Annotated in this window: 9 protein-coding genes; 3 read left to right on the top strand and 6 right to left on the bottom strand. The window is 62.0% G+C overall.

What is annotated here, in order from left to right; translation table 11 throughout:
- The first annotated feature begins 69 nt into the window (after positions 1 to 69).
- Positions 70 to 1,263: a cell division protein FtsZ gene (ftsZ, locus tag HU715_RS18035; protein WP_042729563.1), complete on the top strand. Its 1,194-nt coding sequence runs from the start codon at positions 70 to 72 to the stop codon at positions 1,261 to 1,263.
- A gap of 112 nt (positions 1,264 to 1,375) precedes the next feature.
- The gene (lpxC, locus tag HU715_RS18040) at positions 1,376 to 2,287 is read left to right on the top strand and encodes a UDP-3-O-acyl-N-acetylglucosamine deacetylase (RefSeq protein WP_030139673.1); all 912 of its coding nucleotides are present in this window, start codon (positions 1,376 to 1,378) and stop codon (positions 2,285 to 2,287) included.
- 461 nt (positions 2,288 to 2,748) lie between these two features.
- Here lpxC and HU715_RS18045 read toward each other — a convergent pair whose 3' ends face one another.
- The 5 genes from HU715_RS18045 to HU715_RS18065 form a co-directional block, all read right to left on the bottom strand.
- Positions 2,749 to 4,242: a sensor domain-containing diguanylate cyclase gene (locus HU715_RS18045; RefSeq protein WP_186705129.1), complete on the bottom strand. Its 1,494-nt coding sequence runs from the start codon at positions 4,240 to 4,242 to the stop codon at positions 2,749 to 2,751.
- Positions 4,243 to 4,471: 229 nt separating this feature from the next.
- Positions 4,472 to 5,839: a heavy metal sensor histidine kinase gene (locus HU715_RS18050; RefSeq protein WP_186705130.1), complete on the bottom strand. Its 1,368-nt coding sequence runs from the start codon at positions 5,837 to 5,839 to the stop codon at positions 4,472 to 4,474.
- Positions 5,826 to 6,509, bottom strand: coding sequence for a heavy metal response regulator transcription factor (locus HU715_RS18055; RefSeq protein WP_186705131.1), 684 nt, complete (start codon positions 6,507 to 6,509; stop codon positions 5,826 to 5,828). The genes HU715_RS18050 and HU715_RS18055 overlap by 14 nt, the downstream gene beginning before the upstream one ends.
- A 9-nt stretch (positions 6,510 to 6,518) precedes the next feature.
- Positions 6,519 to 9,635, bottom strand: a complete 3,117-nt coding sequence (locus HU715_RS18060; RefSeq protein WP_186705132.1) for a multidrug efflux RND transporter permease subunit — start codon at positions 9,633 to 9,635, stop codon at positions 6,519 to 6,521.
- Entirely contained in the window at positions 9,632 to 10,789 is a 1,158-nt protein-coding gene (locus HU715_RS18065) for an efflux RND transporter periplasmic adaptor subunit (protein WP_186705133.1), read from the bottom strand. The genes HU715_RS18060 and HU715_RS18065 overlap by 4 nt, the downstream gene beginning before the upstream one ends.
- 467 nt (positions 10,790 to 11,256) lie before the next feature.
- On the opposite strand from HU715_RS18065, the gene HU715_RS18070 reads away from it, so the two are divergent.
- The gene (locus tag HU715_RS18070) at positions 11,257 to 11,514 is read left to right on the top strand and encodes a hypothetical protein (RefSeq protein ID WP_186705134.1); all 258 of its coding nucleotides are present in this window, start codon (positions 11,257 to 11,259) and stop codon (positions 11,512 to 11,514) included.
- Positions 11,515 to 11,541: 27 nt separating this feature from the next.
- On the opposite strand, the gene HU715_RS18075 is transcribed toward HU715_RS18070, so the two are convergent.
- Positions 11,542 to 12,510 carry a LysR family transcriptional regulator gene (locus tag HU715_RS18075; protein WP_186705135.1) on the bottom strand — a complete coding sequence of 323 codons (969 nt, stop codon included), beginning with the start codon at positions 12,508 to 12,510 and terminating at the stop codon, positions 11,542 to 11,544.
- Between the last annotated feature and the right edge of the window lie 141 nt (positions 12,511 to 12,651).

Here is a 12,651-nt window from a genome sequence, read left to right on the forward strand (position 1 = left end):
CAGGCTTGGCGCTGGAAGACGCGGCAAACGCAGTAGGCGAAAAAACTAGAGAATGAAAGGAGAGGGAACATGTTCGAACTCGTAGACAACATCCCCGCTAGCCCGGTTATCAAAGTAATCGGTGTCGGCGGTGGCGGCGGCAACGCTGTCAACCACATGGTCAAGAGCAACATCGAAGGCGTCGAGTTCATCTGCGCCAACACCGATGCTCAAGCGCTGAAAAACATCGGCGCGCGGACCATCCTGCAACTGGGTACCGGTGTGACCAAGGGCCTGGGTGCCGGCGCGAATCCCGAGGTTGGCCGTCAGGCTGCCCTGGAAGACCGCGAGCGCATCGCTGAAGTCCTGGCCGGCACCAACATGGTGTTCATCACCACGGGCATGGGCGGTGGTACTGGTACCGGTGCTGCGCCGATCATTGCCGAAGTGGCCAAGGAAATGGGTATCCTCACCGTTGCGGTGGTGACCCGTCCGTTCCCGTTCGAAGGCCGCAAGCGCATGCAGATCGCCGATGAAGGCATCCGCGCGCTGAGCGAAAGCGTCGACTCGTTGATCACCATCCCCAACGAGAAGCTGCTGACCATCCTGGGTAAAGACGCAAGCCTCTTGTCGGCTTTCGCCAAGGCCGATGACGTGTTGGCCGGTGCCGTTCGCGGTATTTCCGACATCATCAAGCGTCCAGGCATGATCAACGTCGACTTCGCCGACGTACGCACCGTGATGTCCGAAATGGGCATGGCGATGATGGGCACTGGCTGCGCCAGCGGTCCGAACCGTGCGCGCGAAGCCACCGAAGCGGCCATCCGCAACCCGCTGCTCGAAGACGTCAACCTGCAGGGCGCCCGTGGCATCCTGGTGAACATCACCGCCGGTCCGGACTTGTCCTTGGGCGAGTACTCCGACGTGGGTAGCATCATCGAGGCGTTCGCTTCCGACCACGCGATGGTCAAGGTCGGCACCGTGATCGATCCGGACATGCGTGACGAGCTGCACGTGACCGTGGTTGCCACCGGCCTGGGCGCGAAAATCGAGAAACCGATGAAGGTGATCGACAATACCGTGCAGACCGCCATGGCCTCCCAGCCACAGCAGCAAGCCCCCGTTCGTCAGGAACAGCCTGCGGTGAACTACCGTGACCTGGACCGTCCGACCGTCATGCGCAACCAGGCCCAGGCCGGTGCTGCGACTGCCGCGAAGATGAATCCGCAAGACGATCTGGATTACCTGGACATCCCAGCTTTCCTGCGTCGTCAGGCCGATTGATGAAATGTATCAGGGGGATACGGGTGATTGGTGTTCAGCAAAGGTCTGGTCTGCTATCATCGCCAGCCTTTGTTGATACCAGTTCGCAATTTGCGCTGAAGCGGCCCATGCCATGATTAAACAACGCACCCTGAAGAATATTATCCGTGCCACAGGTGTCGGCCTGCACTCCGGCGAGAAGGTCTACCTGACCCTCAAGCCCGCGCCTGTCGATACCGGCATCGTGTTTTGTCGTGCCGACCTCGACCCTGTGGTGCAGATTCCTGCTCGCGCGGAAAACGTTGGTGAAACCACTATGTCGACCACGTTGGTCAACGGTGACACCAAAGTGGATACGGTGGAGCATTTGCTCTCGGCCATGGCTGGCCTGGGCATCGATAACGCCTACGTCGAGCTCTCCGCGTCCGAAGTCCCGATCATGGATGGCAGTGCCGGACCCTTCGTATTCCTGATTCAATCGGCTGGCCTGGAAGAGCAGGACGCAGCCAAGAAGTTCATCCGCATCCTGCGGGAAGTGACAGTGGAAGACGGCGACAAGCGCGCCACTTTCGTCCCTTTCGAAGGTTTCAAGGTGAGCTTCGAGATCGATTTCGATCACCCGGTTTTCCGTGACCGCACCCAGAGTGCAAGCGTGGATTTTTCCAGCACTTCGTTCGTAAAAGAAGTCAGCCGCGCCCGTACCTTTGGTTTCATGAGTGATATCGAGTACCTGCGCAAGCACAACCTCGCACTCGGCGGCAGTGTTGAAAACGCGATCGTGGTCGATTCCGATGGTGTATTGAACGAAGACGGTCTTCGCTATGAAGACGAATTCGTCAAGCACAAGATCCTCGATGCAATCGGCGACCTCTACCTGCTGGGCAATAGCTTGATTGGTGAGTTCAAGGGCTTCAAGTCCGGACACGCACTGAACAACCAGCTGCTGCGCAAGTTGATTGAGCAGAAAGATGCTTGGGAAGTCGTGACGTTCGAAGACGCCAGCACCGCACCAATCTCTTACATGCGTCCTGTCGCGGCCGTGTAAGCAAAAAACCTCTCTAGTTTTTGAAGGCTGCCTTTGGGTGGCCTTTTTTTATGGGCGCGTTTTGGGTGTGTATATCCGTTTCTTCGGTAACGGCTGCTTAGGGTTCCGCCCTTACGGCAGGTCATTTCTGGAAGAGCCCCCCGTGTCAGCCGACCTGGTTCTTGAGGGAACCGTGTTCCTCCTGCGGGAGCGAGCCTGCTCGCGAAGGGGCCGGCACATCCAACATCACCGCAAACTGACACACCTCCATCGCGAGCAAGCTCGCTCCCACAGTGTTTACCGTGGATCAATCTGTGGCGTGATGGTTGGGAAGCTTTTGTGGCGAGGGAGCTTGCTCCCGCTTGAGTGCGCAGCGCTCATCGCTTTTTTGGGGCCGCTGCGCGACCCAGCGGGAGCAAGCTCCCTCGCCACAGGACCGTGCCGCTCCCAAAACCCTTGTGGGTATCCAACATCACCGGACATCACATCGCACAAACCACACGATTTCGCCCACTGGCCTTCGCCTGGTACAGCGCCTTATCCGCAGCGAACAAAAGTTGCGAAAGCTCACCATATGGCCCATTCAGCCAAGTAGCGATGCCAATACTTACCGTCATGGTCGCTCCCCCCTCGGTCACTGGCGGTAATTGTTCAACCGCGTCGCGAATGTTCTGGGCCATGGTAAAGGCGCCCGCAGTGGTGGTCTCCGGCAGAATCACCGAGAATTCTTCACCGCCATAGCGCGCCGCCAGGTCGGCGGGGCGTCGCACATGCTGGCCGATCAACTGCGCCAAGGCCCGCAGGGCCTCGTCACCCTGTTGATGACCATGGCGATCGTTGAACGCCTTGAAGTGATCGGCATCGATCATCAACACCGACAACGGTTGACCCGAACGTTGCGCGCGCAACCACTCCTGCTGCAACGTTTCGTCCAGGGTTCGCCGGTTGGCAAGGCCTGTGAGGGCGTCCGTGGCGGCCAGCTGTGCCAGTTCCCGTTCGGCATTGTGGCGGCGGCGCAATTCCCGGCGCAGCAGCCAGGTGAGCCAGAGCAAACCGATGCACAGCGCACCGGTGGCGCCACTGACCAGCAATGCCGTGCGTTGCCAGGACGCGAAGACCTCTCGGGAGGAGAGCGCCACCACGACGATCAGTGGCAGGTTGCCTACCTGGGAAAAGGTGTATAGGCGCTGTGTCTGATCGACACTGGATATGCTGGTAAAACTGCCGTTGCCCTCGCGCAGGATACGCACGAAGTTCGGTCGGTTGCTGAAGTCCTTGCCAATCATGTCGTCAGCCAGGGGCGGTTCCTGGGCCAGCAGGATTCCATCGCGGCTGACCAGGTTGACCGTCCCATGGCCGATGTTCAGGCTCTTGAACAACTGACTGAAGTAGTTCAGGCGCATCGCGGCTTCGGCCACGCCCATGAACTCGCCCTGGTCATCGCTCAGTCGATAGCTGAAGCTGATGCGCCAATCCTTGGTGGCACTCCTGGAACGGAACGGGCGGCTGATCATCATGTCCGGAGTCGGGTTTTGGACATGGGACTGGAAATACTCCCGGTCGGCGTAGTTGCCTTTGCGCGGTTCGACCGAGGCGGAATCGGCGATCACATCGCCCCGCTTGTCGAGCAGCAGGATGTCGCCTTTATAGGGAACGGTGGTGGCGCGGTCGAACAGGGCCAGGTGGCGGATCGTTGGCGAAACGTCTTTCAGGTCGTCGCGTTTTGCCGTGGCGATCAAGCCTTGTAGCGACAGGTCGTAGAGTTCGACGTTGCGCAGCACGTCGGCATCGATCAGTTGCACGATATTGTTCGCCGCGCGTGTGGCCGCCTGCTGAGCCGTTGCGTGTTCGCGAATCAACAGGAACGTCACGATACTCAGGATGGCAATGACAACCAGCGAGCTGGCCAGTACGAGTACCCGTTCCGAACGTATCGAAGACGGGGTGTTGCCGGGTGTCGCACTGCGCGCGCTCATGGTTCCGATGTCTGCATTGTCATAGGGTTGGGATCCGTCCCAAAGGATTGCAAACCGGCAAATGAACCAGATGCTGGCCTTTTGCTGATTGTGCTTGGATCGATGAGAGCGGGCAATCAGTGTTTGCGCAATATCTGGTACGCGCTGCCGAAGGTGGCGATCTGATAATTTTGATTCAGTTGGCTTTCGCCCAGCATTCAACTGGAAAACACCGGACCTTGTGGCGGTGTCAGGCTGGCAAGCGGATTCCGAACGTGTTGGCGCCCTGGTCGCTGTGCACAAAAACATCGCCACCATGCATCAGTGCGATGGCCTTGACGATGGCCAGCCCCAGCCCATGGTTGGCGCCGCTGTTGCTGCGCGAGGCATCGACGCGATAGAAACGTTCGAACAGGCGCGGCAGGTGTTCGCCGGCAATCGGGTCGCCGGGGTTGGTGACGGCGAGGCAGATCTGCTCGCCAAGGGCTTCGATGCGCACATCGATCACTTGACCGGGCGCCGTGTGCTGGACGGCGTTGCTCAACAGGTTGATCAGCGCCCGGCGCAGGTGGGCGATCTCGATGTTGGCCTGGGCATCGCCGCTGACCCGGACCTGGACTTGGGCATCTTCCAGAATGAAGTCCAGGTAATCGAGGGTGGTTGCCACTTCGCTGGCCAGGGAGGTGCTGGTCAACTTGGTGGCCTTGCTGCCCTGGTCGGCGCTGGCCAGGAACAGCATGTCGTTGATGATCGAGCGCAGCCGCTCCAACTCCTCGAGATTCGATTGCAGCACTTCGAAGTAATGTTCGGCCGAGCGTCCGCGGGTCAGCGCCACCTGGGTCTGGCCGATCAGGTTGGTCAAGGGCGAGCGCAGTTCATGGGCGACGTCGGCGTTGAACGACTCCAGCCGTGAGTAAGCCTGTTCGACCCGGTCCAGAGTGGCGTTGAAGGAGCTGACGAACTGGTTCAGTTCCGGCGGCAAGGGCGACAGTTGCAAGCGCCCGGACAGGCGGGGCGGGGTCAGGCGTTGGGCTTCATCGGAAAGCTTGATCAGCGGCTTGAGGCCGATGCGCGCGACCCAATAGCCCAGCAACGAAGCCAGGAGCACTCCGACAATCGCCAGGCTCACCAGCGCCACCAACAGGCGATGCTGGGTCTGGTAGAAGGTCTCGGTGTCGATACCGATCATGAAACGCAGCGGCGGGCGTTGGTCCTTGGCCGGGAACTGGCTCACCAGGACTTTCATCGGGTAGTGTCGATGGGGCAACGTCAGGTCGCGTTTACCCAGGGGACCTTGGGCAAAGGTGCGGATCTGCCCATCGGGATCGCCGTACTCAAAGCGCGGATCGTCACTGACGATCCAGAAATGGATGCGCTTGTCTTCCTCGCCGAGCAATCGCAGCTTGTTGTTGATCTTTACCCAGTGTTCAGGCGTGCCATAGCGACCGACAGTAGACTCCAGGACACTGTAGCGGGCATCGAGCTCGGCTTCGGGTAACAGGCCCAGGCCTTTGGCGACTTGTTGATACAAAGCGCCACCGATCAACAGGAACACTAATGCCGCCACCAGCGTGAACAGGCCGCTGAGGCGCAGGGCGATGCTGTCAGGCAATTTCATTGCCGCGATTCTCCAGCACATAACCCATGCCGCGAATGGTGTGCAGCAACTTTTGCTCGAATGGCCCGTCGAGCTTGGCCCGCAAGCGTTTGATCGCCACTTCCACCACGTTGGCGTCACTGTCGAAGTTGATGTCCCAGACCATTTCGGCAATGGCGGTCTTCGAAAGGATTTCGCCCTGGCGGCGGGCCAGGACACTGAGCAGGGAGAACTCCTTGGCGGTCAGGTCCAGGCGCTGGCCGGCGCGGGTGGCCTTGCGGCTTATCAGATCGATCCACAGGTCGGCGATGCTCACCTGCACCGGTTCATGGCCGCCACTGCGGCGGGTCAGGGCTTGCAGGCGGGCCACCAGTTCCAGGAACGAAAAGGGCTTGCCCAGGTAGTCGTCGGCGCCGTCGCGCAGCCCCTTGATGCGGTCCTCGACCCGTTCCCGGGCGGTGAGCATGATCACCGGCGTCTGCTTGCGGGCGCGCAAGGCCCGGAGCACGCCGAAGCCGTCCAAGCCCGGCAGCATCACGTCGAGCACGATCACCGCATAGTCGGTTTCCAGGGCCAGGTGCAGCCCCTCGATGCCGTCCGGCGCCACGTCCACGGTGTAGCCCTGTTCGGTCAGGCCGCGGTGCAGGTAGTCCGCGGTTTTTTCTTCGTCTTCGATGATCAGAACGCGCATGGCTCCGCCTCAGTGGTCTGTGCTTGCCAGCGCCGCCGTCGGCGCCGACCCTGGCTGGTGGGCGGGCCGATGGAACAGGCGCTCGAGCCACAAGTATATGACCGGTGTGGTGAACAGCGTCAGCGCCTGGCTCACCAGCAGGCCGCCCACCACCGCGATGCCCAGGGGCTGGCGCAGTTCCGCGCCGGCGCCGTAGCCGAGCATCAGCGGCAGCGCACCGAGCAGGGCGGCCAGGGTGGTCATCATGATCGGACGGAAGCGTGTCAGGCACGCCTGGAAAATCGCCTCCTGGGGCGCCAGTCCTCTGTTGCGTTGGGCGTCGAGGGCGAAGTCGATCATCAGGATGCCGTTCTTCTTGACGATCCCGATCAGCAGCACCAGCCCGATCAGCGCCATGATCGAAAAGTCCTGGCCCAGCAGCCAGAGCATGATCAGCGCGCCGAGGCCGGCCGAGGGCAGGGTAGAAATGATCGTCAACGGGTGTACGAAACTCTCGTAGAGCACGCCGAGGATGATGTAGACGGCCACCAGCGCGGCGAGGATCAGCCATGGCTGGCTCGCCAGCGAACTTTGGAAAGCCTGGGCCGCGCCCTGGAAATTACCGGTGATGGCGGCGGGCATGCCGATTTCGTTTTTTGCCTGGTCGAGCAGGCGCACCGCGTCTCCCAGGGCCACGCCGGGCGCCAGGTTGAACGACAGGTTGGCGGCCGGGAACATGCCGTCGTGGGCAATGGACAGCGGGCCGTTGCTCGGCGCATCGAAGCGGGCCAGGGCCGAGAGCGGCACCATTTCCCCGCTCAAGGGCGAGCGCAGGTAGAAATATGCCAGGCTTTCGGCCTTGCCCCGCTGCGCGGTGTCGAGCTCCAGGATCACGTTGTACTGGTTGGTCTCGGTCTGGAATTCATTGATCTGTCGCTGGCCGAAGGCGTCGTACAGGGCTTGGTCGACATCGGTGGCGGTGAGGCCGAAACGCGCCGCCGCGCTGCGGTCGATGTTGATGTGGGTGATGCTGCCGCCCAGTTGCAGGTCGTTGGAGATGTCGCGGAACGCCGGGTTGCCGCGCAGCTTGTCGGTGAGTTTTTGCGTCCAGGCGTTGAGGCTCGGCCCGTCATTGCTCTTGAGCACATATTGGTACTGGGCGCGACTGGGGCCGGAGCTGAGGTTGATGTCCTGCCCGGCCCTGAGGTACAGCACCACGCCAGGGATTTTCAACAATTGCGGGCGGATCCGATCGATGAAGCCACTGGCCGACACGTCACGCTCGCCCCGGGGCTTGAGGGCGATCCAGAAGCGGCCGTTGGCGATGGTCTGGTTGTTGCCCGAGACACCGACGGAGTGGGAGAAGGTCTGCACCGCCGGGTCGGCGGCGACGATCTCGGCCAGGGCCTTGTGCTTGGCCACCATGTCCGGGAACGACACATCGGCGGCGGCTTCGCTGGTGCCCAGCACCAGGCCGGTGTCCTGTACCGGGAAGAAGCCCTTGGGAATGAACACGTAGCCGACCACCGCCAGTGCGAGGGTCAGGCCGAACACGCCGATCATCAGTTTTTGATGGGCGAGGGCCCGACGCAGGCCGCGTTCATACCAGCCCAACAAGCGTTCGCCGAACCCTGGCGAGTCGTGGGCGTGGTGCACCGGGGCACGCATGAACAGCGCGGCCAGGGTCGGCGCCAATGTGAGGGACACCACCACCGAAATCAGGATGGTCGAGGTGGCGGTCAGGGCAAACTCCTTGAACAGGCGCCCGACCACGCCGCCCATGAACAGCAGCGGAATGAACGCGGCGATCAGCGAGAAACTGATGGAAACCACGGTGAAGCCAATCTCGCCGGCCCCCTTGATCGCCGCCTCGCGCATGCCATCGCCGGCCTCCAGGTGCCGGTGGATGTTCTCCACCACCACAATCGCATCGTCCACCACGAACCCCACCGAGATGACGATCGCCACCAGGGTCAGGTTGTTCAAGCTGAACCCCATCACGTACATCAGGGCGAAACTGGCGATCAGCGACACCCCCAGCACCGCCGAGACGATCAACGTCGCCGAGAGCTGGCGCAGGAACAACGCCATTACCGCCACCACCAGCAGCACCGCGATCAGCAAGGTGATCTCCACTTCATGCAACGAGGCGCGGATGGTCTGGGTGCGGTCGATCAGCACTTTGACCTGCACCGCGGCGGGCAACATCGCTTGCAAGGTGGGCAGGGCCGCCTGGATGCGGTCGACGGTCTCGACGATGTTCGCCCCCGGCTGCCGGAAGATCACCAGGTTGACCCCCGGCTCGTTGTCGGACCAGGCCTGGACGTAGGCGTTCTCCGAGCCGTTGACCACCTTGGCGATGTCCTTGAGATGTACGGGTGCCCCGTCCCGGTAGGACACGATCAGCTCGCCATACTCGGCAGGTTGGAACAATTGGTCGTTGGTGGACAGGGTGGAAATGCTCGACTCGCCGTACAGCGCGCCCTTGGCCAGGTTGAGGCTGGCCTGTTGCAGCGCCAGGCGAATGTCCGCCAGGGTCAGGCCGATGGCGGCGAGCCGGTCGGCCGAGGCCTGGACGCGGATCGCCGGGCGCTGCTGGCCGGTGATGTAGATTTGTCCGACGCCGTCGATCTGGCTGATCTGGCGGGCGAGCAGGGTTTCGACGTAGTCGCTCAGTTCGGTGCCGGGCATCAGGCTGGAGCTGATGCTGAGGATCAGCACCGGGCTGTCGGCGGGGTTGACCTTGCGCCAGGTCGGCAGGTTCGGCATGTCGTTGGGCAATTTGCCAGCGGCGGTGTTGATGGCGGCCTGCACTTCCTGGGCGGCGGTGTCGATGCTTTTATCGAGGCTGAATTGCAGGATCAGGTTGGTCGAGCCCAAGGCACTGCTGGACGTCATTTGGGTGATGCCGGGAATGGCGCTGAATTGCACTTCCAGCGGCGTCGCCACCGACGACGCCATGGTTTCGGGGCTGGCCCCGGGCAACTGGGCATTGACCTGGATGGTCGGGAACTCCGCCTCCGGCAACGGCGCGACGGGCAGGCGAGGAAAGGCGATTACCCCCAGCAGCACCAGGGCAAATGTCAGCAGCACCGTGGCGATGGGGTGGTCGATGCACCACGCCGAAACCGAGCCGCGGCCCTTCATGGTTGCGACTCCGCAGTCTTGGCCAGGGCGGGCGGATCACTGAGCACCTGGATGTGGCTGCCCGGCTTGAGCCGTGACTGGCCGTCGCTCACCAGTTGGTCGCCGGCGTTGACTCCCTTGATGATGTGCAGGTCGCTGTCCTGGTAAACCATCGTCACCGGCACGCTCTCGACCTTGTCGCCCTTGATCCGGTACACGAAGTGTTGCTCCAGGCCACGCTGGACCACGGTGGGCGGCACCACCAGGGCGTCCTTGTCGATGGCCGTCTGGATTTTCAGCGTCACCAGTTGCCCAGGCCACAGTCGTTGCGCGGCGTTGTTGAATTCGGCCTTGGCCCGCAGGGTTCCGGTGTTGGCGTTGATCTGGTTATCGATGAGGCTCAGGCGCCCCTCGCCGAGCAGTTCCCCGGTGGCGCCATCGGCACCGATGTAAGCCTTGACCAAGGCTTGTTCAGGGGCGGCGATCAACCGTTGCAAGGTCGGCAGCATTTGTTGGGGCAGGGAGAACTCCACCGCGATCGGGTCGATCTGGGTCACCGTGAACAGGCCTTCGGCATCGCTGGTGCGCAGGAAGTTGCCTTCGTCTACGTTGCGAATGCCGACGCGCCCGCTCACCGGGGAGCGGATCTGGGTGTAGGACAGTTGCACCTGTGCCGAGTCGATGGCCGCCTGGTTGCCCTGGGCGGTCGCCTTGAGCTGGTTGACCAGGGCCTGTTGCTGGTCATAGGTCTGCTTCGAGACGCCGTCATCGACGCTCAGCAACTTGTAGCGCTTGAGGTTGACCTGGGCCACCGCCAGCTGCGCCTGGCTCTCGCCGAGCTGGGCCCGGGCCTGGTCGAGGCTGGCGCGGATCGAGCGGTCGTCGATGGTCGCCAGCAGGTCACCCTTCTTGACCAGCTGCCCTTCCTTGACCAGCAGCCGGGTGAGGATGCCGTCGATCTGCGGCCGGATTACCACGCTGTGCAGCGACAGGACCGTGCCGATGCCGCTGGCAAAGCGCGGCACATCCTTTTGCACCACGCTGACGGCCCGTACCGGAACGGCGGCGGGGGCGCCGGGCTTGGCGGCCACGGGCTTGAGCGCATACCAGAGGACGAGGGCCGCCAGGGCGACCAACAGCATGACAAGCAGGACAGTTTTCTTCTGGGTGCGCATGGATATGAAGGGCCGGTTCGGGACGCAGGAGTTTGAGCTTTCTTATATAGCGTTGCGAGCCGGTCAGGAAGGTGACGGCTAACTGACAGGCGTGTCAGTTTTGTCCTGGATTGCTGTCGGATGAAGGGATGTTGGGTTTGCTGGCCCCATCGCGAGCAAGCTCGGCTCCCACAGTGGCTCTGTGTTGGATATCAGTTTCGTGCCCACTGAAGATTGAATGTGGGAGCGAGCCTGCTCGCGATGGCGGTGGTTCATGTTGGATGAAACTGGCCTGCGCGCCGGGATATCGGGCAGGTATACTGCCGCCTTTCGCGGCTTGCCTACCGAGCCCGGCATACTGAATTGTGGCGAGGGAGCTTGCTCCCGCTTGAGTGCGAAGCGCTCACAGGGATGGGGCCGCTTCGCACCCAAGCGGGAGCAAGCTCCCTCGCCACGGGTTTGTTGTCCTACTCAAGTGAATAATTCAAATGACTTCCTCAATACCATCGCCCGCGGACGAACGCTCGCAAGGCGAACCGTCTGGCCAGACGGACAGCGATGTTTCCAGCAGCGAGGACGTGAAAGCGGCGATCCCCGCCTTCAAATTCCCATTCAAACCCGGTGAACTGGCTGCGGCCAAGGGCGCCGGCCAGCAGCCGTGGTACAAGAATGGCGCAAAGAATGGCCATACCAAGACCCCGGGCGCCGCGCCTCCCGGCACGCGCCGCTCGATGGGCAAGCGCTGAAGTCATTCTTCACGCACGGGCACGACTTCAGTTCGCGACCCGTGTGCCTGCCAGGCTGCCGCTCAATTCATAAGCCGTCAGTTCAGCCTGGTGCGCCGCGAGGATTTCCGGCAACGAGCCGCGCAGGTATTCGACCCAGGTCTTGATCTTCGCGTCCAGGTATTGGCGCGACGGGTAGATGGCGTAGAGGTTCAGTTCCTGGGAGCGGTAGTTGGGCATGACCCGCACCAGCGTGCCGTTGCGCAAGCCTTCGATGGCGGCGTACACCGGCAGCACCCCCACGCCCATGCCACTGGTGATCGCGGTTTTCATCGCATCGGCGGAATTCACCAGGAACGGTGAGCTGTTGATGGTGACCATCTCTTGGCCTTCCGGGCCGTCGAACACCCATTTTTCCAGCGGGATGACCGGGCTGACCAGGCGCAGGCAGGCGTGGTTGAGCAGGTCGCTGGGTTTTTGCGGGCAGCCGCTGGCTTTCACGTAGGCGGGCGACGCGCAGACGATGCTGTAGGTGATTCCCAGGCGTTGGGAAACGAAGCCCGAATCCGGCAGTTCGCTGGCGAGCACGATGGAGACGTCGTAGCCCTCGTCGAGGATGTCCGGCACGCGGTTGGCCAGGGTCAGGTCGAAGGTCACGTCCGGATGAGTCTTGCGGTAGCGGGCGATGGCGTCGATCACGAAATGCTGGCCGATGCCGGTCATGGTGTGAACCTTCAACTGCCCGGCCGGCCGCGCATGGGCGTCGCTGGCCTCGGCTTCCGCTTCTTCGACATACGCCAGGATCTGCTCGCAACGCAGCAAGTAGCGTTTACCCGCCTCGGTCAACGCAATGCGTCGGGTGGTGCGGTTGAGCAGACGGGTTTGCAGGTGGGCTTCCAGGTTGGAAACCGCACGCGAGACGTTGGCTGTGGTGGTATCCAATTGCGCGGCGGCGGCGGTGAAACTGCCGGCTTCGGCCACACAGCTGAACGCGCGCATGTTTTGCAAGGTGTCCATGGAGGGCTCTCTTGGGAGGTGGCAAATTGTGACATGAAGTTACAGAGATGCGGGACCCGACTAATGGATTATCGCGTTAACGGTAACAAAGATTCGCAGAAAGGTCGGCTTATCGCCGGGGAGGGCGATGCCTAGAATTGC

Origin of the sequence: Pseudomonas zanjanensis, from assembly GCF_014268745.2 — a bacterium.
In the GTDB taxonomy this organism is placed as follows: Bacteria; Pseudomonadota; Gammaproteobacteria; order Pseudomonadales; family Pseudomonadaceae; genus Aquipseudomonas; species Aquipseudomonas zanjanensis.